General features: G+C 73.3%; 10 protein-coding genes and 6 pseudogenes. 6 read left to right on the top strand and 10 right to left on the bottom strand.

The genetic code is table 11. From position 1 onward, the window contains the following. Window positions 1-412 precede the first annotated feature (412 nt). Window positions 413-2,933: pseudogene (pepN, locus tag OJ254_RS18070) on the bottom strand (aminopeptidase N); the annotation flags it as partial. A gap of 70 nt (window positions 2,934-3,003) precedes the next feature. After that, window positions 3,004-3,878: pseudogene (locus tag OJ254_RS18065) on the bottom strand (helix-turn-helix domain-containing protein). A gap of 218 nt (window positions 3,879-4,096) precedes the next feature. Here OJ254_RS18065 and OJ254_RS18060 point away from each other — a divergent pair. Further along, window positions 4,097-5,896 (top strand): glycoside hydrolase family 35 protein, encoded by a 1,800-nt coding sequence (locus OJ254_RS18060; RefSeq protein WP_265365212.1) that lies wholly within the window; start codon window positions 4,097-4,099, stop codon window positions 5,894-5,896. A 53-nt stretch (window positions 5,897-5,949) separates the two neighbouring features. On the opposite strand, the gene OJ254_RS18055 is transcribed toward OJ254_RS18060, so the two are convergent. The 3 genes from OJ254_RS18055 to OJ254_RS18045 form a co-directional block, all read right to left on the bottom strand. After that, window positions 5,950-9,030: an endo-alpha-N-acetylgalactosaminidase family protein gene (locus OJ254_RS18055; RefSeq protein ID WP_265363159.1), complete on the bottom strand. Its 3,081-nt coding sequence runs from the start codon at window positions 9,028-9,030 to the stop codon at window positions 5,950-5,952. Window positions 9,031-9,195: 165 nt separating this feature from the next. Further along, the gene (locus OJ254_RS18050) at window positions 9,196-9,420 is read right to left on the bottom strand and encodes a hypothetical protein (protein WP_265363158.1); all 225 of its coding nucleotides are present in this window, start codon (window positions 9,418-9,420) and stop codon (window positions 9,196-9,198) included. A gap of 214 nt (window positions 9,421-9,634) precedes the next feature. Beyond that, window positions 9,635-10,444 (bottom strand): S1 family peptidase, encoded by an 810-nt coding sequence (locus OJ254_RS18045; RefSeq protein WP_265363157.1) that lies wholly within the window; start codon window positions 10,442-10,444, stop codon window positions 9,635-9,637. 263 nt (window positions 10,445-10,707) lie between these two features. Here OJ254_RS18045 and OJ254_RS18040 point away from each other — a divergent pair. After that, window positions 10,708-11,609: pseudogene (locus tag OJ254_RS18040) on the top strand (hypothetical protein). A gap of 33 nt (window positions 11,610-11,642) precedes the next feature. On the opposite strand, the gene OJ254_RS18035 reads toward OJ254_RS18040, so the two are convergent. Next, entirely contained in the window at window positions 11,643-12,338 is a 696-nt protein-coding gene (locus tag OJ254_RS18035; protein WP_265363156.1) for an alpha/beta fold hydrolase, read from the bottom strand. Between the two features lie 179 nt (window positions 12,339-12,517). Between OJ254_RS18035 and OJ254_RS18030 the strand changes: the two are divergent. Continuing rightward, window positions 12,518-13,546 (top strand): annotated as a pseudogene (locus OJ254_RS18030) (LacI family DNA-binding transcriptional regulator); the annotation flags it as partial. A 37-nt stretch (window positions 13,547-13,583) separates the two neighbouring features. Here the strand turns inward: OJ254_RS18030 and OJ254_RS18025 are convergent. Beyond that, entirely contained in the window at window positions 13,584-14,318 is a 735-nt protein-coding gene (locus tag OJ254_RS18025; protein WP_265363155.1) for an MBL fold metallo-hydrolase, read from the bottom strand. A gap of 196 nt (window positions 14,319-14,514) precedes the next feature. Between OJ254_RS18025 and OJ254_RS18020 the strand changes: the two genes are divergently transcribed. Together OJ254_RS18020 and OJ254_RS18015 are read left to right on the top strand one after the other, a co-directional pair. After that, complete coding sequence (locus tag OJ254_RS18020; protein ID WP_265363154.1) at window positions 14,515-15,006, top strand: hypothetical protein; 492 nt, start codon at window positions 14,515-14,517, stop codon at window positions 15,004-15,006. Window positions 15,007-15,111: 105 nt separating this feature from the next. Further along, a pseudogene (locus OJ254_RS18015) lies at window positions 15,112-15,579 on the top strand (PPOX class F420-dependent oxidoreductase); the annotation flags it as partial. A gap of 96 nt (window positions 15,580-15,675) precedes the next feature. On the opposite strand, the gene OJ254_RS18010 reads toward OJ254_RS18015, so the two are convergent. Beyond that, window positions 15,676-16,437, bottom strand: coding sequence for an ArsR/SmtB family transcription factor (locus OJ254_RS18010; protein ID WP_265363153.1), 762 nt, complete (start codon window positions 16,435-16,437; stop codon window positions 15,676-15,678). 67 nt (window positions 16,438-16,504) lie between these two features. On the opposite strand from OJ254_RS18010, the gene OJ254_RS18005 reads away from it, so the two are divergent. Further along, entirely contained in the window at window positions 16,505-17,080 is a 576-nt protein-coding gene (locus OJ254_RS18005; protein ID WP_265363152.1) for a hypothetical protein, read from the top strand. Between the two features lie 214 nt (window positions 17,081-17,294). On the opposite strand, the gene OJ254_RS18000 is transcribed toward OJ254_RS18005, so the two are convergent. Continuing rightward, window positions 17,295-18,758 (bottom strand): glutamate synthase subunit beta, encoded by a 1,464-nt coding sequence (locus OJ254_RS18000; RefSeq protein WP_265363151.1) that lies wholly within the window; start codon window positions 18,756-18,758, stop codon window positions 17,295-17,297. After that, window positions 18,751-23,273, bottom strand: a pseudogene (gene gltB, locus OJ254_RS17995) (glutamate synthase large subunit). Before gltB ends, OJ254_RS18000 begins: the two are co-directional and overlap by 8 nt. Window positions 23,274-23,359: the final 86 nt, after the last annotated feature.

Genomic DNA, 23,359 nt, shown 5'->3' with positions numbered 1-23,359 from the left:
GGGGCGGTATTCCGCGGGGGGAAGAGTCGGGGGGGTGGTTCCGAGGGGGGCTGGGGGCTGGGGCCAGGCCCGGGTGGGGTTCCCCAGGCCCGGGTGGGGTTCCCGGGTCGGTTCCCCAGGGGGCGGAGGCGGAAGCCCCCGGGATACGCCGCGGGGGGGGGCAGGAGCCCCCGGGCGGGCGGGTGGGCGGGTGGGCGGGGGGCGAACGGAACTCGTAAGGGGCACCCGTAGGGGGTGGGAAGGCCCCTACGGGCCACAACGTGGCGTCAGGAAGCGGTATTCCCGGGTGCACCGGCCCCAGCGGCACCCGCACCAGGGGCACCCGCACCAGCGGCACCGGCCCCAGGGCACCAGCCCCGGGTGCGGCAGTCCCAGAGGCACCAGCCCCAGGGGCCAGGTCCGCGAAGGTGGTCCGGACCCGCAACGCGCGTCGCAAATCGTCGAGTTGGTCGGTGAGTTTGCGGCGGAGGGCGGGGGTGGGGTCGCGGTCGGTGAGGCAGGTTTCGCCGAGGTGCAGGGTTTCTTCGTCGATGAAGGTGGCGGGGAAGGCGTAGCGGCCGGCGGCTTCGGCGAGGGCGGCGCCGCGGGCGGCGGCGAGGCCGGGGACGTCGGTGAAGTAGCGGGCGACGTAGGGCCGGAGCAGGTCGTGGTGTTCGGGGGCCCAGAAGCCGGTGGCGGTGGCGGTGAAGAGGTAGTTGGAGAGGGCGGTGTCCTCGTCGGTGGTGAAGAGGGCGTCCCAGGCGGCTTGTTTGGCGGCGGGGTCGGGGAGGGCGGCGCGGCAGCGGGCGGCGCCTTCGCGGCCGGTGGCGCTGGGGTCGCGGGCGAGTTCGGCGTCGATGGTGGCGTGGAGTTCGGCGGGGGGTGCGGCGCCGAGGGTGGCGAGCCGGCCGAGGATGCGCCAGCGCAGTTCGGGGTCGAGGTGGGGGCCGCCGGGGACGCTGCCGTCGTCGAGCCAGTCCTGGATGCCTTCGGGGGTGGTGGCGCTGTCGATGAAGGCGCGGACGGCGGTGAGCCGGAGGCCGGCGGCGGTGCCGTGTTCGGGGCCTTCGGTGCGGCGGAGTATGTCGCGGCTGAGGGCGGTGAGGGTGGTCAGGGCGGTGTGGCGGTCGGTGGGGGTGAGGTAGCGGTCGGCGATCTGGGTGCGGGCGAAGGTGAGGACGCCCTGGAGGATGGCGAGGTCGGTTTCGTGCGGGAGGTGGGCGCGGGCGGCATCGAGGTAGGCGGTGGGGGCGAGTTCGCCGTCGCGGACCATGTCGCGGGCGGCGTTCCAGACGACGGCGCGGGTGAGCGGGTCGGGCAGGCCGGAGAGGGCGGCGAGGGCGGTGTCCCAGGAGGCGGGGTCGAGGCGGACCTTGGCGTAGGTGAGGTCCTGGTCGTTGAGGAGGAGCAGGGCGGGGCGGCGGCCGGTGCCGGTGTGGGTGGCGTCGTCGGGGACGTCGAGGGTGAGCGGGGTGCGGGCGATGAGGCGGCCGGGGGTGTGCGGGTCGGGGTCGTAGAGGCCGACGGTGAGGCGGTGCGGGCGGGTGCCGTCCTGGCTGCCGGTCTGTTCGACGGTGAGGTTCCACTGGCCGTCGGTGTCGCCGACGACGGGGGTGAGGGTGTCGACGCCGGTGGTGCGCAGCCAGCGGGCGGCCCAGCTGTGGACGTCGCGGTGGGTGGCGCGGGCGAGGGAGTCGATGAAGTCGGCGAGGGTGGCGTTGCCGAAGCGGTGGCGGGCGAAGTGGTCGTTGATGCCGGCGAGGAAGTCCTTCTCCCCATCCAGGCGACGAGTTGGCGCAGGGCGGAGGCGCCCTTGGCGTAGGAGATGCCGTCGAAGTTGAGGAGGGCGGAGGCGGTGTCGGGGACGTCGTCGGGGGCGGGGGCGACGGGGTGGGTGGAGGGGCGCTGGTCGGCGTCGTAGCCCAGCCCTTGCGGGCGATGGCGAAGTCGGTCCAGGTGTCGGTGAAGCGGGTGGCTTCGGAGAGGACCTGGTAGCCCATGTATTCGGCGAAGGACTCATTGAGCCAGATGTCGTCCCACCACCGGAGGGTGACGAGGTCGCCGAACCACATGTGGGCCATTTCGTGGGCGATGACCATGCCGCGGGTCTGGCGTTCGGTGTCGGTGACGGCGGAGCGGTAGACGAATTCGTCGCGGAAGGTGACCAGGCCGGGGTTCTCCATGGCGCCGGCGTTGAATTCGGGGACGAAGGCCTGGTCGTAGGAGTCGAAGGGGTAGGGCTCCTCGAAGATCTGGTGGTAGCGGTCGTAGCAGCGGCGGGTGAGGTCGAGGATTTCCTCGGCGTCGGCGTCGAGGTGGGGGGCGAGGGAGCGGCGGCAGTGGATGCCGAAGGGCAGTCCGGCGTGTTCGGTGCGGACGGAGTGCCAGGGGCCGGCGGCGACGGCGACGAGGTAGGTGGAGATGAGGGGGGTGGGGGCGGCTTTCCAGTGGCCCTCCCCCAGGTGTTCGGTGATGCCGTTGGCGAGGACGGTCCAGTTTTCGGGGGCCTGGACGGTGAGGGCGAAGACGGCCTTGAGGTCGGGCTGGTCGAAGGCGGCGAAGACGCGCTGGACGTCCTCCATGAACAGCTGGGTGTAGACGTAGGCCTCGCCGTCGGCGGGGTCGGTGAAGCGGTGCATGCCCTCGCCGGTGCGGGAGTAGCGCATGGTGGCGTGGACGTGGAGTTCGTGGGGGCCGGCGGTGAGGCCGGTGAGGGGGAGGCGGTTGTCGTCGAGGGTGGCCGGGTCGAGGGGCCGGCCGTCGAGGGTGGCGGTGTGCAGCTCGGCGGGGCGGAGTTCGACGAAGGTGTCACCGTCGGTGCGTGCGGTGAAGTGGATGACCGTACGGGAACCGAATCGCTCGTCGCCCTGGGTGAGGTCGAGGGCGATGTCGTAGCGGTGGACGTCGATGTGGCGGGCTCGGGTCTGCGCCTCGTCGCGCTGCAGTTGGGGCATGGTGGCCATGCTGCCGTACGGTCGGTCGGCGGCGCACGGGGGTTCGCCGGGGGGCGGTGGGCGGGGCGGGTCAGCCGACGAGGGGTGGGTTGTCGGGGTCGGGGATCTGGGTGGACCAGCCGCCGGGGACGCTTTTGACCTGGCGGTCGCGGAAGCGGACGGGGGCGGTGCCGACGCGGCGGGTGAAGAGGCGGCTGAAGTAGGCGGGGTCGTCGTAGCCGACGCGGCGGGCGACGGCGGCGACCGGGAGTTCGGTGCCGACGAGGAGTTCCTTGGCGCGGCCGAGGCGGATGCCGAGGAGATAGTCCTTGGGGCTGCAGCCGGCGCCGCGGCGGACGGCGGTGCGGAGTTCGGTGGGGGTCATGCCGTGGCGGGCGGCGTGTTCGGCGACGGAGAGGGGGAGGAAGGCGTCGCGGGCGAGGGCGGCCAGGACGGGGTCGCCGTCGGCGTCGGTGTCGGCGCGGGCGCGGCGCAGGGCGACGAGGAGTTCGTGGACGGCGGCCGCGGTCTCGACGTCGAGGAGGGGGTTGCCGCGGCGGGCGGCGCGGGCGATCTTGCCGATGGCGGTGCGGGCGGGGCCGGTGTCGGCGAGGGGGACGACGGGGTGGTCGGGGTCGATGTAGCCGAGTTCGGTGTAGGTGGCGGTGGCGGGGCCGGTGAAGTCGACGAAGCTTTCGTCCCAGCCGGTGTCGGGGTCGGCGCCGTAGTGGTGGGTGACGCCGGGGAGGATCCAGAGGAGTGCGGGGGCGGTGAGGGTGTGGCGGTGGCCGTCGGGGGTGGTGTACCAGCCGCGGCCGGCGCGGATGACGATGGCGACGTGGTGGTCGAGGGTGCGGGGGCCGACCGGGGGAGGGTGCCGTGCTGGAGGCCGACGCCCAGGCAGACCAGGCCGAGCCGGTGGTGGACCGGGCTCGGGGTGAAGTAGCGCATCCAGGTGTGGTACACGCCGGGGCTCCCGTCGCTCCGTACCGGGCGGTGTCTTCCGGGTCGTTCGGGTCTGGTTGATCCGGGGCCCGCCCTGACCGCTTCCGTCCAAACAACGCCGATCTTTGTCCATGGACCGGCGGGCCGCCAGAGGGCGAGGGTGATCGGTGAGGTGAGCGCGCCCGCGTGTGCCCGGTCGGCCCGGCCGGGCGGGCGCGGGCGGCCTGGGAGGGGGCGTGGTGGCACGGTTCGTGGTGGGCGAGCGGGATTTCGAGCTGGACGGGCGGCCGGTGCGGTTGCTGTCGGGGGCGCTGCACTATTTCCGGGTGCACGAGGCGCAGTGGGGGCACCGGCTGGCGATGCTGAAGGCGATGGGTCTGAACTGTGTGGAGACCTATGTGCCGTGGAATCTGCACGAGCCGCGGCCCGGGGAGTTCCGGGACGCGGAGGCGCCGGGCCGGTTCCTGGACGCGGTGCGGGCGGCGGGACTGTGGGCGATCGTCCGTCCGGGGCCGTACATCTGCGCGGAGTGGGAGAACGGCGGGCTGCCGGAGTGGCTGACGGGGCCGCTGGGGTCGCGGGTGCGGACGCGGGACGCGGCGTATCTGCGGGCGGTGGAGGGGTGGTTCGGGCGGTTGCTGCCGCAGGTCGTGGCGCGGCAGTGCACCGTGGCGGGGCCGGACGGGCGGGGTGGTCCGGTGGTCATGGTGCAGGCGGAGAACGAGTACGGCTCGTACGGCAGTGATGTGCGGTATCTGGAGTGGATCGTGGGGCGGCTGCGGGAGCTCGGGGTGGAGGTGCCGCTGTTCACGTCGGACGGGCCGGAGGACCACATGCTGACGGGTGGTGCGGTGCCGGGGGTGCTGGCCACCGCGAATTTCGGCAGCGGGGCGCGGGAGGCGTTCGCGGCGCTGCGGCGGCACCGGCCGGCGGGGCCGTTGATGTGCATGGAGTTCTGGTGCGGGTGGTTCGCGCACTGGGGCCGGGTGGCGGAGCCGCGGGAGGCGGCGGACGCGGCCGGGGCGTTGCGGGAGATCCTTCAGTGCGGTGCCTCGGTGAACGTCTACATGGCGCACGGCGGGACGAGTTTCGGCGGGTGGGCGGGGGCGAACCGGGCGGGTGAGCTGCACGACGGGGCGTTGCTGCCGACGGTGACGTCGTACGACTACGGGGCGCCGGTGGACGAGCGGGGGCGGCCGACGGAGAAGTTCCGGCGGTTCCGGGAGGTGCTGGCGGAGTGGGCCGAAGGGCCGCTGCCGGCGGTGCCGGAGCCGCTGCCGGTGCTGTCGTCCGCGGCGGTGGTGGAGCTGGTGGCGTGGGCGCCGGCCGGGGCGGTGATGGACGCGCTGGGCGGGGCCGAGGTGGTGGGCGGCGGTCCGGCGACGTTCGAGGAGCTGGGTGTGGACCGGGGGCTGGTCCGTTACCGGGTGGCGGTGCCGGGGCCGCGGGAGGGATATCCGCTGCGGCTGCGGGGGGTGCGGGACCGGGCGGTGGTGTGCGTCGACGGGGTGCGGCGGGCGGTGGTGGACGGCGAGGACGCGGTGGTGGGGGACGTGGCGGGACCGGCGTCGGTGGAGGTGTGGGTGCAGTCGCTGGGGCGGGTCAACTACGGTCCGCGGCTGGGTGAGCCGAAGGGGATCACGGGCGGGTTGCTGCACGAGCGGCAGTTCCTGCACGGGGTGCGGTCGCGGGGGCTGCGGCTGGACGCGCTGGAGCAGCCGGGGGCGTTGGAGAAGGTGCCGTTCGGGCCGGTGGCGCGGGCGGCGGGCGGGGCGGGGCTGTACCGGGGGGTGGTGACGGTGGCGGGGCGGCCGGGGGACGCGGAGGTGACGCTGCCGGGCTGGGTGCACGGGTTCGTGTGGGTCAACGGGTTCTGTCTGGGCCGCTATCGGGCGGTGGGGCCGCAGCGTGCGCTGTATGTGCCGGGGCCGGTGCTGCGGGCGGGCCGCAACGAGGTGCTGGTGTGGGAGTGGGAGGGCGCCCCGGCCGCTGTGGGGGAAGGGGCCGGGGCGCCCGGTCTGGTGCCCGCGGCGGGTTGACCGCCGCGGGTGGGGAGCCGTGGGGGCGCACCGACCCGCTCCCACGGCTCCGACTACACCTCGCGCACCTCGAAAGAGTCCAGGACGAACTCCGCGGTTCCGTCGTCGCCGGTTTTGTGCAGCCCGATCCATGCTTCGCCGGTGGCGGGCGCGGTGAACTCGTAGGTGTGGGTGGTGGGCCGGGTGGCGACGGGGAGCGGGGTGCGGGTCAGTTCGCGGGGTGCGGGGTCGTCGACGGCGGTGATCCAGGCGTACTGGCCGGCGCGTTCGTTCTCGTAGCGGAAGGTCACGCGGTAGCGGTGGCCGGGGGTGCAGCGGACGGTGTGCGGGACGGTGCGGTAGACCAGGCCGGTGTTCTCGCCGCGGGACTTGAGGGACTGGCCGCCGTCGATGACGTCGTCGATGGCCTTGCCGTTCCAGCCGGCCTGGGTGTAGGGGGCGTGCCGCTGGGCGATGTGGGTGCGGGGGTCGGTGCTGCCGCCGGCGTCGCCCTTGACGAAGACGCCCCAGCCCTGGGGGACGTGCTCGAAGTCCTCGTATACGAGGGTGCCCTTCTTGGTGGTGGGGGTGGCGGGGACGACGCGGACGTTGTCGAAGCGGATCCGGGCCGCTCCGGCGGCGGCGGTGAGGGCGAGGGTGGTGGGGCCGCCGCCTTCGGGGACGGTGAAGTGGGTGAAGAGGCGCTGGAAGCGGGTGCCGGACTTGCGGTCGGCGGCGACGTAGTTGCCGGCGGTGGAGGTGTCGGTCCAGTTGGCGGTGGTGAGGCCGTCGGCGGTGCGGATCTCCAGGGCGGCGCGGCGGCGTTCGCCGGGGGTGGCGCCGACCTCGACCTGGACGGAGGCGGCGTAGCTGCCGGGGGCGAGGCGGGTGAGGTTCTGGGCGACGCGGGCGGCCGGGCCGGCGCCGATGACGAGTTCGTGGTCACCGCGGTCGCTGGCCCGGACGGTGGCCGGTCCGGTGGTCCGCCAGGCGTCGAGGGTGCCGGAGTGGAAGCCGGGGTCGGTCAGCGGGGTGCCTTCGCCCCAGCGGGGGTCGGGCTGGGCGGGGGCCGGGTCGCGGTGGACGACGTACGGCACGCCGGCCTCGGCGGTGAGGGTGATCCGGCCGGCGCGGACCGGCAGCCGGGTGTGCCGGGTGCGGCCCTGGTCGGTGAGCCGGTAGGCGTGCACGGTGGTGGCGGTGGACCAGCCGCGGGGCAGGTCCCAACTCGTGGTGCCGCCGCGGGGGTTGTAGTGGTAGAGCTTGCCGGGGTCGGTGGCGCGGCGGGGTTCCCAGGGGAGCAGGTAGCTGCCGCCGTCGTAGACCAGCCGGCCGTCGGTGGTGATCCGGCGGGTGCCGCCGGTGTCGCTGACGGCGGTGTGGGTGGGGCCCTCGAAGGTGATCTCGTGGTCGGTCCAGGTCTTGATCGGGTAGGCCTGGAGGTATTTGGCGGGGAGGGCGTCGGTCCAGATGATGGCGTAGAAGGCGTGCCAGTCGGTCTTGCCGACCCAGCCCTCGAAGTTGCCCATGCGGCCGCTGCCGAGGAGGGTGGGCCACTTGTTGGCGAAGACGTCCTTGTGGTGGTTGCGCAGGAAGCGGATCAGCCGGGAGTTGATGCCGCGGGAGGTGTCGGGGCCGTAGTCGGTCTCGTTGGCCCAGTGCGACCAGAGGGAGGACCGTTCCAGGCCGTGGCCCCATTCGGTGGCGATCTGCCAGCCCTGGTCGCGCAGATGGCGCTGGAGGCGGTCGGAGTTCCAGCCGGATTCCCGGAAGACGTCGAGGTAGAGGGTGGTCAGGGCGGGGTCGGTCTCCTTGCGGAGCCGGGCGAAGCGGGCGGCGATGGTGCCGGCGACGAGGTCGCGGCGGGCGTCGATGCGGTAGGACTGGTCGAGCCAGTCCCACTGCTTGTCGTCCTTGTTGACGAGCTGCTCGGAGAAGGCGTGCGCGACGGGGTAGGACTCGGTGGCGTTGACGTGCACCGCGAAGTCGCTGTTCCACTTCTTTCCGGCGCGCAGCAGGGTGTTGAGGTCGGCGAGGCCGCCGGCCCGTTCGTTGTAGTTGCCGCCGTAGTCGGGGTGGGCGGAGTCGTGGCCTTCGGACTGGTAGCCCTTGAGGAGGGTGAACTGCCGTAGTCCGTCGGTGGCCAGGGCGATCCGTTTGACGTGGTCGAGGGTGGCGAGGAACGGGTTGGTGGCCTGGCTGGCGAAGTTGAACGGGATGTGCGGGACGACCCGGAGGTGCTGTTCGTCGGCGCCGAGCGGCATGACCATGATGTCGCGCAGGGCGATCGCGGCGTCCTGCCAGTCGGTGCGGCCGTCGCCGTTGCGGTCGCCGGTGACGATGACGGTCGCGTACGGCAGCGGGTCGGTGGCGCCCGTCGGCTGGCCGGCCGCGCGGTGGGTCCACTGCCCGGGGGTGAGGGTGGCCGCCACGAAGCCGTCGCCCTGCACGGTCTGCCGCCACAGCCGGCCGTTCTCCCAGGTGGTGGCGCCGGTGGGCTTGTCGTAGACGGTGTTGGTCTCGATGCCGGCGGCCAGCTGGTCGGTGGCGACGACGGCGTAGGCGCAGCCGGTGGGGGCGGCCTCGGCGGGGGTGTGGTCGGTGACCTCGACGAGGGTGTCGCCGCTCTTGGCCTTGTCGAGTTCGATGCGGGCCGCGAGCAGGGTCGCGCCGGGCTGGTCGCTGCGTACGGAGAGCAGGGCGAGGCCGGGGATCTGGAGCGTGCCGACGCGCAGGGCGGGGGTGTCGGCGATGCGGGTGACCCGCCAGGTGGTCCGCCGGTCCTGGACGGTGATCTCGACGGTGACGGTGGTGCCGCCGTCGAAGGTGAGGGTGTAGGTGGCGCGGTCGGCGCGGGCCCGGTGGGTGACCTGCGGAGTGCGGGCGGTGCCGTCGACGAGGACCTGGGTGACCGGGGTGTGCTGGCCGTGCAGGACGGCTCCGGTGGCGCGGTCGGTGTAGGAGACGATGCGCGGGAAGGCGGTGTCGACGCGGACCTCCAGTGCGTCGGACCGCAGCACGGCCTCGGCGGCGCGGGGCGCGGCCGAGGCGGTGCGGGCGCCGAGCGGGAGGGCCCCGGCGACCGGGGCGAGCGCGGTGGCGGCGACGACCTTTCTGCGGCTGGGCCCGCGCGGGGCACCGGTCTGTTCGTTCACGCGCGCTGTCCTCCTTCGGGCGGCACTTCCTGTCGGCGGACAGCGTGCTGCGGGCGCGGGGGGTGCGCCTATGGACAAAGGAGGGGGAGGTGTTGGACAGATGTGGCGGAGGGGCGGGTTGCGGACCGGGGTGGTCGGGGCCGGCGGGCGGTCCGGGGTGGCGGCTCAGCGCGGGGCGGCGGGCGGCCGGGCGGGGTGGGCGGTGCCGGCGGGGCATTCGACGGGGCCGTGGTGGCCGCCGAGCAGGACGTAGGCCAGGGCGGCGGCGGACGCGGCGAGGAGGACGGCGGCGAGGACGGTGGCGCGGCGGTCGCGGTCGCGGTCGCGGTCGCGGTCGCGGTCGGGGTCGCGGTCGGGGCCCGGGGGCCGGGTGCGGGGGTCGGTGGGCATGCCGTTCACGCTAGGCAGCCGGGCGCCGCCCGCCCATGGGTCCTACGGTCATCGGCGGCGGCACAAGGCCCGGCCGGAGGGGTGCGCTCGGTCCCGGGCGGGGCGGGACGAAGGTCCCGGCGGGCGGGGACCGAGGTCCCGGGCGTCCGGGCGCGGCGAAGGGCCCGGGAGCGGCTCCCGGGCCCTTCGGTGCGTGGGTGGTGCAGGGGCGGGGTCAGCCGCCGAGCTGGCCCGCGGCCTTCTTGATGTCCGCGGCGAAGGTGCTCACCTCGGAGTAGACGCCGGGCTTGCCGGGCCGTGCGCAGCCCTCGCCCCAGGAGACGATGCCGACCTGGAGCCACTGGCCGGCGTCGTCCTTGCGGAACATCGGGCCGCCGGAGTCGCCCTGGCAGGTGTCGATGCCGCCGGTGTCCAGCTTGCCGGCGCAGATCTCGTCGCCGGGCGTGAGCTGGTCGCCGTACGCCTTCTGGCAGGTGGCGTCGTCGACGAACGGGACGGTCGCCTTGAGCAGGTAGCGCTGCTGGTCGCCGCCCTCCTTGTCGGCGCCCCAGCCGGCGATGGTGAAGTCGCCGTTGTTGAGCTTGGTGTCCTCGGCGATCTTCAGGGTGGGCTGGTCTATCGGCTTGGCGAGCTTGATCAGCGCCCAGTCCTTGCCCTTGCCGTTGTAGCCGGGGGCCTGCAGCACCTTGGTGGAGTTGACCTTGACGGCGGCGGAGTCCTGGAGGTCCACCACGCCGGCGGTGGCGGTGATGGAGGTGTTGTCACCGCTTTTGTCGACGCAGTGCGCCGCGGTCAGCACGATGTCCTTGGCGTAGAGGGCGCCGCCGCAGCCCATCGACAGCCGGACCATGAAGGGGAATTCACCCTGGTCGGCCTTGGTGCCGCCGACGACCTTGGTGTGCACGGAGCCGGACGGGTCGGGTGCGGGGGCGGCGGAGGCGGTGCCGGGCTGGAGGCTGAAGGCCGCCAGGGCGACCGCGCCGAGGGCGGTGGTTCTCGTGAGGAGCTTCCGGTAGCTGCGCAACGGGCTTCCTTTCGTGGGGGGTTGCACGTCGCTGACGAGCCCATGCCAACACCGGAGCCCAGGTGGCCGTCGAAGGATCAATGTGGAGGACGACGGCCCGCCGCTTGGCGTCCGGACCCAGTGGGGGATGAGTCCGTGGAGCGCCCTGTGATTATCCGGAGTGTCAGATCGGGGTGACAAGGGTGCGCATCCGGCCAACTCCCGCGGCAGCCACGCCCCGAGGGCCGTACCGGACATTCCCGGCGGCGCCGTACAGTGGCCGGATGACGACCGGTGACCGCGGCATCGAGCACGGCTATCCCACCTCGACACGGTCCGTTCGGCCGTGCACGCGCTGTTCACCCGGCTGTCGTACGACACGGTGAGCACCTTCGGCACCAGCGTGCTGCCGGTCGACGTGGCCTTCGACGACACCGAGGACCTGCATCTCGGCGCCCAGCGGATCGCCCGCGCACTGGTGCGGCAGCTGCATCTGCCCGACGCGCGGATCGTGGTGAGCTTCCGGGAGATGGAGCACGCCGCGAACGTCGAACTGACCGCGGGGCCCGAGTACTTCATCGAGCTCAACGACCGCTTCCGCGGCCACCGCAAGGACATCGGCGCCGCGCTGGCCCACGAGGTGATGCACGTCTACCTGCACCGCCTGGACCTGTCGTTCCCCGGCACCCGCGACAACGAGATCCTCACCGACACCGCCACCACCTACCTCGGCGCGGGCTGGCTGCTGCTGGACGCCTACCGCGAGCACGGCCCGTCCTCGCAGAAGCTCGGCTATCTGACGCCGGAGGAGTTCGGCTATGTGCTCGCCAAACGGGCCGCGTTCTTCGGGGAGGACCCGGCGCCGTGGTTCACCAGCCCGCAGGCGTACGACGCGTACACCGCGGGCGCGGCGCGGGCCCGGCAGGACCTGCGGCGGCCGCCGCTGGCCGCCGCCGGGTGGGCCGCCCGGCTCCGCTACGCCAAGGACCGGCGGGCGGCCCGGGATCCCGGGCACTCCGGCCGGCCGTCCGGGCCGGGCGGGGACGACTACACCGTCGAGGGCCCGGCCCCGCTGCGGGTGTCGTTCCCCTGCCCCGCCTGCCACCAGCGTCTGCGCCTGCCGGTACGGGGGCGGCTGCAGGCGCGGTGCGGGCTGTGCAAGACGCTGCTGGACTGCGACACCTGACGCCTGACCAGGCGGCCTGGTGGCCCGGGCGGGCTAGACCCAGCCCTCCAGCCCCGTCAGGAAGCCCTCGAAGTCGTCGCGGTGGATGGTGTGGCCGGCGCCGGGCACGGTACGGACCTCGAAGCCGCGCCGGGTGAGTTCGGCGGCCGCCTCGTCGGTGAAGAGGAACCCCTCCCCCGCGATCTGCACCAGCGAGGGGACGACCGGCTTCTCCGGCGTGCGGTCCGTGCGGTGTTCGCCGGACAGCGCGAGCGCGGTCGCGGTGTCCCAGTCGGCGAGCGTGGCCAGTTCGATGTCGACGTCGGCGTCGGACCAGCGCGGGTTGAAGCCGCGCACCATCGCCCGGTCGGCGTTCTTGAACGGCAGGAACACGGCCGGGTCGACGGGCTGCCCGGTGCGGCCCAGTGACCAGGCCGGATCGCAGTAGACCGCGCGCCGCGGCTGCAGCCGCTCCACGGCCAGCGAGAGCGCGAGGCCGCCCAGGGAGTGCCCGATGACGACCTCGGGCGCGGCGGGCAGGGTCTCCACGAGGTCCTCGGCGAAGAGTTCGGCGCCGTACTCCCCGCGCGGACTGCGGCCGTGGCCGCGGAGGTCGACGGCGAGCACCCGGTAGCCCCGGTCGGCGAGCGCCGGGCCGACCCGGTGCCAGGTGCGGTGGTCGGACATCATTCCGTGGACCAGCACCGCGGTCCGGCCGCCGGCGCCCCATTCGTGGGTGTGCAGCTGCATACCCGTACCTCTCTCCCGTACGTCCGCGCTCCGGTGGGCGGCGCCCCGGGCCGGCTCTCCCCGGCCGGGGCGCACCCGGCCGACGTTACACGTGTAAGGAGGGGCGGGGAACCAGCCGCGCCCGGGCCCGCCGGGCAAAACCCCTGTGCGAGGATGCCCCGCAGGATGACTGACCCAGCCGGCCCCCGGGCCACCCCGACTCCCCGACCAGCGCGGCCGTTGCCCGGCTCGCCGGGGTCTCGCGCGCGACGGTCTCGTACGTCCTGAACGGCCAGGCCGAAGGCCGGGTCGGGGCCCGCACCCAGGCCAGGGTCCGGGCCGCCGCCGAGGAGCTGGGGTACGTGCCGCACGCCGCGGCACGGACCCTGCGGGCCGGGCGGGGCAGCATCGTGCTGCTGGCCGCCCCCGCCGACACCGTCCCGGCCTTCGGTCCGCTCTTCACCCGCTTCCTGGCCGGTTTCCAGACCGCGCTGCACGGCCTCGGCTACACCGGCGTGCTGCACGGCGCGCCCGCCGCCCCGCCGATGGCGGCCGCCCGCGCCTGGGCCGAACTGCGGCCGGCCGCCGTACTGGCGCTGCACGGCCCGCCGTTGGACGCCGCCGCGGTCGACCTGCTGCACCGCGCGGGCACCGCCGCGGTCCTCACCCACGGGCCGTCCGCGCCGCCCGGCGCCCATGCCCTGCTGCTCGACCAGCGGGAGGCCGGGCTGCGGGCGGGCGGGCACCTGCTGGCCGGCGGCCGGCGCCGGATCGGGGTGGTCCGGCCCGCCGATCCGGGCCTGGCGGACTTCGCCGGGCCGCGCCTGGCGGGCGTGCGGGAGGCGGCGGCCGGCCGGCCCGGCACCGAGGTGCGTCCGCTCGACCTGGAACCGACCGAGGAGTCCGCGGCCCGGCTGGCGGCCCGCTGGCCCGGGCTGGGATTGGACGGGGTGTTCGCCTACAACGACGAGTACGCGATGCTGCTGATGCGGGCCCTGCAGGACGCCGGGCACACCGTCGGCACCGGGCCGGACGAGATCGGCGTGGTCGGCGCGGACGATCTGCTGCTGGCCCGGCTGCTGCGTCCCCGGCTGACCAGCGTCCGCGCCGAGATCACCCCGCCGGACCGGATCGCCGCCCTGGTCGCGGCGCTGATCCGCGACCCGGACCGGGCCTCCGCGGTCCATCGGCTGGGCACGTTCCGGGTCGAGGCGCGGGAGTCGGGGTGAGGGGCGGCGCCGGGTGCGGCACGGGCCGGTGGTGCGGCTACCGCCAGTCCGCCTCCGGGGTGGCCGCGGCCAGCACCGCCCGGGCGTTCTCCCGGATCGGCCCGCCGTGCGCCACACACACCGTCCCGACGTCGTCGAGCGCGGCCAGCCGCCGGAAGGAGGCCTCGGCCTGCTCCCGCGAGACGTTGAACGGCCCGAGCACGGCACGGTCGCCGTCCGGGGAGGCGCCGATGACGTCCCCGGGGAACAGCAGCCCGCTCGCGGGCAGATGCAGGGCGATCCCGCCGGGCGTGTGACCGGGGACCGCGAGCACCCGGACCGGCTCCGGCCAGCCGTCGAGGGTGTCGCCGTCGTGGAGTTCCCGGTCGACGGCGAGGTGCCGCAGCGGCGGGACGCCGGCGGCCGCGAAGCCGGCCATCACTCCTTCGTGCAGCCGGCGTTCGGCCTCGGTGAGGACGGGCGCGGGCTCGGCGGCGGTGCCGCGGACGTAGGGGGCGTCCGGCGCGCCGGCCAGCACCTCGGCCCCGGTGGCCTCGACGAGGTCGGCGGCGGAACCCATGTGGTCCACGTGGTGGTGGGTGAGCACGATCTGCCGCAGCCGGTCCGGGCGGCCGCCGAGCCGGGCGAGCGCGTCGAGAACGGCCGGCGCGGAACCGGGGACGCCGGTGTCGACCAGGGCGAACCCGTCGTCGGGCAGCGCGACGAGGTAAACGTGCCCGGTGGGGAAGGGGAGTTGCCAGACGGCACGGCTGATACGGGTGAGAGGGTCCATGGCCGGACGCTAACCGCGGGGCGCGGCACCGGTCGCCGGATTGCGCCGTGGGCGGATTGAGCGAACGGCGAACGGACGGGCACGGGCGTGGCACCGCGGATCGGGGCGGGGCGCGCGCGTGACCAGGGCCGGCGAAATCCGGCCGGAACCGGTCTTGCGTGCGCTACGTCCCATCCGTGAACCGAGGAGGCATGTCATGCGAGGAATCCCCCACTCCCGCACCCGTACGCTCACCGCCGCGCTGGCGCTGGCGGTGTCCGGCGCCGTGGCCCTGTCCGGCTGCGGCAAGGAACCGCAGAAGGTCGGCAGCGCCCCGCCGCCGAAGAAGCCGGACGCGTTCGAGCAGCGGGCGGACCAGATCGTGCGGGACTGGCCGAAGGTCTCGCCGGTGCACGGCCGGCAGCAGGCGCTGCTGCCGCTGGTGAAGGCCCAGCCGCCCAAGGACGCCGGCAAGGCCCGGGAGATCACCGTGACCGTCGGGCACAGCCCCTGCGACGCCCACTTCGGCGCGCGCAGCCACGAGTCGAAGGGGCTCGTGGTCGTCACCGGCTGGGGCAAGCGCAAGAGCTCCAAGGGAATGTGCACCGAGATGCTGGCCACCGACAAGGTGACGATACGGCTGAAGGACGCCCTCGGTGACCGCAAGGTCGTCGACGCGGCCACCGGCAAGCAACTGCTGAAGGGCTGACCGGAGAAGGGTCCGAGGGCTGGCCGGCCGGCGGGGCCGACGGGCCGACAGGCACGGCGCTGCGGCATGCGCCTTGGAGCGCGCTCCAGCGCCTACCCTCCCCGTATGAGCCCTTCCCTCGCCACCACCACCCGTGTCGACCTGCCCGAGCTGCTGGAGTTCGTCCGCCCCCGGCACCGCGCGATCCTGCTCACCCGCCGCTCCGACGGCACCCCGCAGGCGTCGCCGCTGACCTGCGGGGTGGACGACTCCGGCCGGCTGGTGATGTCGACGTATCCGGAGCGGGCCAAGGTCCGCAACCTGCGGCGGGTGGCGTCGGCCAGCGTGCTGGTGCTGTCCGACGAGTGGAACGGCCCGTGGGTGCAGGTCGACGGGGAGGCGGAGGTCATCGACGCGCCGGAGTCGGTCGAGCCGCTGGTCGAGTACTACCGCAACATCGCCGGTGAGCACCCGGACTGGGACGAGTACCGCGAGGCGATGCGCAAGCAGGGCAAGTCACTGATCCGGGTGACCCCGCTGCGCTGGGGCCCGATCGCCACCGGCGGTTTCCCGGCCCGTCTCATGACCGGCGACGACGGGTCGTCGGACAGCCGGGAAGCCGGCAACCAGGCGTCCGACGAGCGGACTTCCGGGGACCGGGCATCCGACGACCGGGCCTGACCGCGGCCGTCAGCCGCGCGGTGCGGGGAAGGTCAGGGACGGTGAGAGGGCCTCGTCGGGGAGGCCGAGGCGGTCGCGGAAGGCCGTGCGGCCGGCTTCGGTGACGCTGAGGATGCGGGTGGTCGGGGACTTGACGATCCATCGGCGCTCCAGGGTGTGGCGGTAGAGGGCGGCGCCGAGCGCACCGGAGAGGTGCGGGCGCCGCACCGTCCAGTCGAGGCACGTACGGACGTGGGCGCGGTGGGCGAGGGACGGGCCGGTGTCGGGGATGCCGAGGGCGGCCAGCCAGTGGGCGCCGGCGGCGGTGAGGACCAGGCCGTATTCCCGGGCCAGCAGGCCGCGTTCGGTCATCACCTCGGCGAGGGCGCAGCCCAGGGCGCCGGCGATGTGGTCGTAGCAGGTACGGGCGTGGTGCAGGGCCCGGCGCTGGTTGGCCTCGGCCAGTGAGCGGATCGGGACCGGGCGGTAGGGGGCGAGTCCGGCGAGGTTCTCCAGGGTTTCCGCGGTGTCCGGGCCGGCCAGGCGGACGTAGCGACGCCGCCCCTGGCGTTCTTCGGCGAGCAGCCCGCCGGCGACCAGGAGGTTGAGGTGCTCGGTGGTCGTGGAGGGTGCCACCGCGGCGTATTCGGCGAGTTCTCCGGCGGTCCAGGTGCCGCCGTCGAGCAGGGCCATGCAGATGGCGGCGCGGGTGCGGTCCGCGAGCAGCGCCGCGAGCGCGGCGAGATCGGGGGTCTCCGCGAGTTTTTCCTGATCGGCGTCCCATCGTTTCATGTACACAGAGTAACCTCTGATAACATTTCGGTGAGCGCCGAACCATCCGGCTTCTATCCTCAACGGCATGAGAGGCGCGCTGGAGAAGAGCAGTTCGGTCACCCCGGCGCTGCTGTCCACGGAGAACGACGACGGAACCTTCGTCCTGGTCGAGCTGCGGATCCGGTGGGAGCTCGGCCCGGTCGTGAGCCTCTGGCTGCCGACCCGGGGGCGTACCGCCAGGAACCTCGCGGTGCGCCCGGACGTCGTGTTCAATCTGCCGCCGGACGCAACGGGGACCGAAGAGGGACCGGGGGCGCTGCCGTCCTCGGCGGACGCACCGTGGACGGAGCCGTCGGAGCTGGTGCGGCCGCCCCGGCTGGCGCACTGCCCGGTGCAGTTGGAGGCCCGCCGGGTCGGCGAGCGTACGGTGACCGACGGGGCGTGGACGCAGATCGAGGCACAGGTGCTGCGGGTGCACGCGGACCCGCGGTGGGTGCTGCCGCTGAGCGACCGGCGGATCGACCTGGGGGCGTGGCATCCACCGGTGCACGACTTCCGGCCGTCGGCCGCTCCCCCGGCCCAGACCGCGCCGGCCCCCGCCCGGGAGATGGCCCGCCAGCTGGGCCGCCGCTACCCGACTTCCGAACGCAGCGGTTCGTAGGGGGAGTTGAGGGGGCGCGGGGGCGTTGAGGGGGCGCCGGGGGCGTGGGCATTCCGGCAGGTGCGGCGTTTCCGGAAAGACCCGCGGCGCCTGCCCTCCGGTCGGGGAGAAAAGACAGGCGCCGCGGACGGGATCCGGGGCGGGCCCGGTTCCCGTGCCTCCGTACGACGTTGTACGGGACATTCAGGGCCGGTCGCGCGAGGTGCGCGCCGGGTCAGACGGCCAGTGCGCGGTCCGTCGGCTTGATGGGGGCCGGCAGGGCGCTGGCTCCCGTCAGGAAGCGGTCCACACCGCGGGCGGCGGAACGGCCCTCGGCGATGGCCCACACGATCAACGACTGGCCGCGGCCGGCGTCACCGGCGACGAACACGCCGGGGACGTTGGTGGCGAAGTCGGCGTCGCGGCCGACGTTGCCGCGGGCGTCGAGCTCCAGGCCGAACTGCTCGACCAGGCCGTTCTGCTGGTCGGTGCCGGTGAAGCCCATGGCGAGGGTGACCAGGTCGGCGGGGATGACCCGCTCCGTGCCGGGCTTCTGCTCCAGCTTGCCGTCCTTGAACTCCACCTCGATCAGGTGCAGCGCCTTGACGTTGCCGTCCTCGTCGCCCTCGAAGTGGGTGGTGGAGACGGAGTAGACCCGCTCGCCGCCCTCCTCGTGCGCGGAGGTGACCTTGTAGAGCATCGGGAAGGTCGGCCACGGCTGCGTCACCGCGTTCCGCTCCTCGCCCGGGCGGGGCATGATCTCCAGCTGGGTGACGGAGGCCGCGCCCTGGCGGTGGGCGGTGCCGACGCAGTCCGCGCCGGTGTCGCCGCCGCCGATGACGACCACGTGCTTGCCCTCGGCGGTGATCGGGGCGACCGTCAGGTCACCCTCCTGCACCTTGTTGGCGAGCGGCAGGTACTCCATCGCGAAGTGGATGCCCTTGAGCTCCCGGCCGGGCACCGGGAGGTCGCGGGAGGTGGTGGCGCCGGCGGCGATGACGACCGCGTCGTAGCGCTTGCGGAGCTTCGCCGCGTCGATGTCGCGGCCGATCTCCACCTCCGTGCGGAACTTGGTGCCCTCCGCGCGCATCTGCTCGATGCGGCGGTTGATGTGGCGCTTCTCCATCTTGAACTCGGGGATGCCGTAGCGGAGCAGGCCGCCGATGCGGTCCGCGCGCTCGTACACCGCGACCGTGTGGCCGGCCCGGGTCAGCTGCTGGGCGGCGGCGAGACCGGCCGGTCCGGAGCCGATGACGGCGACGGTCTTGCCGGAGAGGCGCTCGGGCGGCTGCGGGGTGACGTCGCCGTTGTCCCACGCCTTGTCGATGATGGAGACCTCGACGTTCTTGATGGTCACCGGCTGCTGGTTGATGCCCAGCACACAGGCGGCCTCACAGGGCGCGGGGCAGAGGCGACCGGTGAACTCCGGGAAGTTGTTGGTCGCGTGCAGCCGCTCGCTGGCCTCGGTCCAGTCCCCGCGGTAGGCGTAGTCGTTCCACTCGGGGATGAGGTTGCCGAGCGGGCAGCCGTTGTGGCAGAAGGGGATGCCGCAGTCCATGCAGCGCGACGCCTGCTTGCTGATGATCGGCAGCAGGGAGCCGGGCTGGTAGACCTCGTTCCAGTCCTGGACGCGCTCCTCGACGGGGCGGGTCTTGGCAGTCTCGCGCTCGTGGGTCAGGAAGCCCTTGGGGTCAGCCATTGGTCGCCGCCTCCATCATCTTCTCGTGGGTCTCGGACTCGGAGAGCCCGGCCTGCTCGGCGGCTTCCTTGGCGGCGAGCACTGCCTGGTACGTGGGCGGGATGACCTTGCTGAACCGCGGGGCCGCGGCATCCCAGTCGGCGAGGAGCTTCTCGGCGACGGTGGAGCCGGTCTCCTCCTGGTGGCGGCGCACCACGTCGTGCAGCCACTGCTTGTCGTTCTCGTCCAGCGGGTGCACCGCGCCGGCGAGTTCCTTGTTGACGTTGTTCCTGTCCAGGTCGATGACGTAGGCGAAGCCGCCGGACATGCCCGCCGCGAAGTTGCGGCCGGTCTCGCCCAGGACGACCGCGTTGCCGCCGGTCATGTACTCGCAGCCGTGGTCGCCGACGCCCTCGGAGACCACCGTGGCACCGGAGTTGCGGACGCAGAACCGCTCGCCGACCCGGCCGCGCAGGAACAGCTCGCCGCCGGTGGCGCCGTAGGCGAGGGTGTTGCCGGCGATGGTGGAGTACTCGGCGAGGTGGTCCGCGCCGCGGTCCGGGCGGACCACGATCCGGCCGCCGGACAGGCCCTTGCCGACGTAGTCGTTGGCGTCGCCCTCCAGGCGCAGCGTGATGCCGCGCGGCAGGAACGCGCCGAAGGACTGGCCGGCCGAGCCGGTGAAGGTGATGTCGATGGTGTCGTCGGGCAGGCCGGCGCCACCGAACTTCTTCGTCACCTCGTGGCCGAGCATGGTGCCGACGGTCCGGTTGATGTTGCGGATCGCGACCTGGGCCCGGACCGGCTGGGCGGCCTCGGCGGTGTCCGCGGCCAGCGCGTCGGCGGCGAGCTTGATCAGCTCGTTGTCGAGCGCCTTCTCCAGGCCGTGGTCCTGCTCGACGACCTGGTGGCGGACCGCGCCGTCGGACAGCTCGGGGACGTGCAGCAGCGGGGCGAGGTCGAGGCCCTGCGCCTTCCAGTGGCTGACGGCCCGGGTGGTGTCGAGGAGTTCGGCGTGGCCGATGGCCTCGTCGAGGCTGCGGAAGCCCAGCTCGGCCAGGAGCTCGCGGACCTCTTCGGCGATGAACTGGAAGAAGTTGACGACGTATTCGGCCTTGCCGTTGAACCGCTCGCGCAGCGTCGGGTTCTGGGTGGCGATGCCGACCGGGCAGGTGTCCAGGTGGCAGACGCGCATCATGACGCAGCCGGAGACGACCAGCGGTGCGGTCGCGAAGCCGTACTCCTCGGCGCCCAGCAGGGCGGCGATGACGACGTCGCGGCCGGTCTTGAGCTGGCCGTCGGTCTGCACGACGATGCGGTCGCGCAGGCCGTTGAGCAGCAGGGTCTGCTGGGTCTCGGCGAGGCCGAGCTCCCAGGGGCCGCCCGCGTGCTTCAGCGAGGTCAGCGGGGAGGCACCGGTACCGCCGTCGTGGCCGGAGATGAGCACGACGTCCGCGTGGGCCTTGGAGACGCCCGCGGCGACCGTGCCGACGCCGACCTCGGAGACCAGCTTGACGTGAATCCGCGCCTGCGGGTTCGCGTTCTTGAGGTCGTGGATCAGCTGGGCGAGGTCCTCGATGGAGTAGATGTCGTGGTGCGGCGGCGGGGAGATCAGGCCGACGCCGGGGGTGGAGTGCCGGGTCTTGGCGACCCAGGGGTAGACCTTGTGGCCGGGCAGCTGGCCGCCCTCGCCGGGCTTGGCGCCCTGCGCCATCTTGATCTGGATGTCGTCGGAGTTGACGAGGTACTCGCTGGTGACGCCGAAGCGGCCGGAGGCGACCTGCTTGATGGCCGAGCGGCGCGCCGGGTCGTAGAGGCGCTCGGGGTCCTCGCCGCCCTCACCGGTGTTGGACTTGCCGCCCAGCTGGTTCATGGCGATGGCGAGGGTCTCGTGCGCCTCCTGGGAGATGGAGCCGTACGACATGGCGCCGGTGGAGAAGCGCTTGACGATGTCGGCGGCCGACTCGACCTCGTCCAGGGGGATGGACGGGCGGTCGGACTTGAAGCCGAACAGGCCGCGGAGCGTCATCAGGCGCTCGGACTGCTCGTTGACCCGCTCGGTGTACTTCTTGAAGATGTCGTAGCGGCGGCTGCGGGTGGCGTGCTGCAGCCGGAAGACGGTGTCCGGGTCGAAGAGGTGCGGTTCGCCCTCGCGGCGCCACTGGTACTCGCCGCCGATCTCCAGCGCGCGGTGCGTGGCGGCGATGCCGGAGGCCGGGTAGGCCTTGGCGTGCCGTGCCGCGACCTCCTTGGCGATGACGTCCAGGCCGGCGCCGCCGATCTTGGTGGCGGTGCCGTGGAAGTACTGGGCGACGAACTCCTCGTCCAGGCCGACGGCCTCGAAGACCTGCGCGCCGCGGTAGGAGGCGACGGTGGAGATGCCCATCTTGGACATGACCTTCAACACGCCCTTGCCGAGCGCCTTGATGAGGTTCTTGATGGCCGCCTCGGGCTCGATGCCGGGCAGGAAGGTGCCGGCGCGGACCAGGTCCTCGACGGACTCCATGGCCAGGTAGGGGTTGACCGCGGCGGCGCCGTAGCCGATGAGCAGGGCGACGTGGTGCACCTCGCGGACGTCACCGGCCTCGACGAGCAGCCCGACCTGGGTGCGGGTCTTGGTGGCGATGAGGTGGTGGTGGACCGCGGCGGTCAGCAGCAGCGACGGGATCGGCGCGTGCTCGGCGTCGGAGTGCCGGTCGGAGAGCACGATGAGGCGGGCGCCGTCGGCGATGGCGGCGTCGGCCTCGGCACAGATCTCCTCGATGCGGGCGGCCAGCGTCTCGCCGCCGCCGGAGACCCGGTAGAGGCCGGAGAGGGTCACGGCCTTCATGCCGGGCATGTCGCCGTCGGCGTTGATGTGGATGAGCCTGGCCAGCTCGTCGTTGTCGATGACCGGGAAGGGCAGGGTCACGCTGCGGCAGGAGGCCGCGGTGGGCTCCAGGAGGTTGCCCTGGGGGCCGAGGGAGGAGATCAGCGAGGTGACCAGTTCCTCGCGGATGGCGTCCAGCGGCGGGTTGGTGACCTGCGCGAAGAGCTGGGTGAAGTAGTCGAAGAGCAGCCGGGGGCGCTCGGAGAGCGCGGCGATCGGCGAGTCGGTGCCCATCGAGCCGATCGGCTCGGCGCCGGCCTTGGCCATGGGGGCGAGCAGCACCCGCAGCTCTTCCTCGGTGTAGCCGAAGGTCTGCTGGCGGCGGGTGACCGAGGCGTGGGTGTGCACGATGTGCTCGCGCTCGGGCAGGTCGGCGAGCTCGATCAGACCGGAGTCCAGCCACTCCTGGTAGGGCTGCTCGGCGGCGAGCTGCGCCTTGATCTCGTCGTCCTCGATGATGCGGTGCTCGACGGTGTCGACGAGGAACATCTTGCCGGGCTGCAGGCGGCCCTTGCGGACGACCTTGCCGGGGTCGATGTCGAGGACGCCGACCTCGGAGGAGAGCACGACCAGACCGTCGTCGGTGACCCAGTAGCGGCCGGGGCGCAGGCCGTTGCGGTCGAGGACCGCGCCGACCTGGGTGCCGTCGGTGAAGGTGACGCAGGCGGGGCCGTCCCAGGGCTCCATCATCGTGGAGTGGTACTGGTAGAAGGCGCGCCGGGCCGGGTCCATGGAGGTGGAGTTCTCCCACGCCTCCGGGACCATCATCAGCACGGAGTGCGGCAGCGAGCGGCCGCCGAGGTGGAGCAGCTCCAGGACCTCGTCGAAGGAGGCGGAGTCGGAGGCGTCCGGGGTGCAGACCGGGAACAGCCGCTCCAGCTTCCCGGCGTTCTCCGCGCCGAAGAGCTTCGAGGCGAGCTGGGACTCGCGGGCGCGCATCCAGTTGCGGTTGCCCTGGACGGTGTTGATCTCGCCGTTGTGCGCGACGAAGCGGTAGGGGTGCGCGAGCGGCCAGCTCGGGAAGGTGTTGGTGGAGAAGCGGGAGTGGACGAGGGCGATCGCGGTGGCGAAGCGGCGGTCGGACAGGTCCGGGAAGAAGGGCTCCAGCTGGCCGGTGGTCAGCATGCCCTTGTACACGATCGTGCGGGCGGACAGCGAGGGGAAGTAGACCCCGGCCTCGCGCTCGGCGCGCTTGCGCAGCGCGAAGGCCTTGCGGTCCAGCGCCAGGCCGGTGTTCTCGCCGTCGGCGACGAAGAGCTGGGAGAAGGCCGGCATGGTGGCGCGGGCGCCGTTCCCGAGCAGCTGCGGGCGACCGGGACGACGCGCCAGCCGATGACGTCCAGGCCCTCTTCGCCGGCGATCGTCTCGATACGGGAGACGGCGTCGGCGGCGGCCTGGGCGTCGGACGGCAGGAAGGCGATGCCGACGGCGTAGGCGCCGGCCTCGGGGAGCTCGAACGTGACGTTCTCGCGCAGGAACGCGTCCGGGACCTGGAGCAGGATGCCGGCGCCGTCGCCCGAGTCGGGCTCGGAGCCGGTGGCACCGCGGTGCTCCAGGTTCGTCAGGACGGTGAGCGCCTGTTCGACCAGTGCGTGGCTGGCCTCGCCGGTGAGGGTGGCCACGAAGCCGACGCCGCAGGCGTCGTGCTCGTTGCGCGGGTCGTACATCCCCTGCTGGGCGGGGCGCCCGTCCATGGGCGACCAGGCGGCGTGGGCGCTGCTGGTGGTCGCGGAGTGCGTGGACGCGAAACGCA

It is taken from the genome of Streptomyces endophytica, assembly GCF_026153355.1.
In the GTDB taxonomy this organism is placed as follows: domain Bacteria; phylum Actinomycetota; class Actinomycetes; order Streptomycetales; family Streptomycetaceae; genus Streptomyces; species Streptomyces endophytica.
This window is presented reverse-complemented; position numbering and strand designations above follow the sequence as displayed.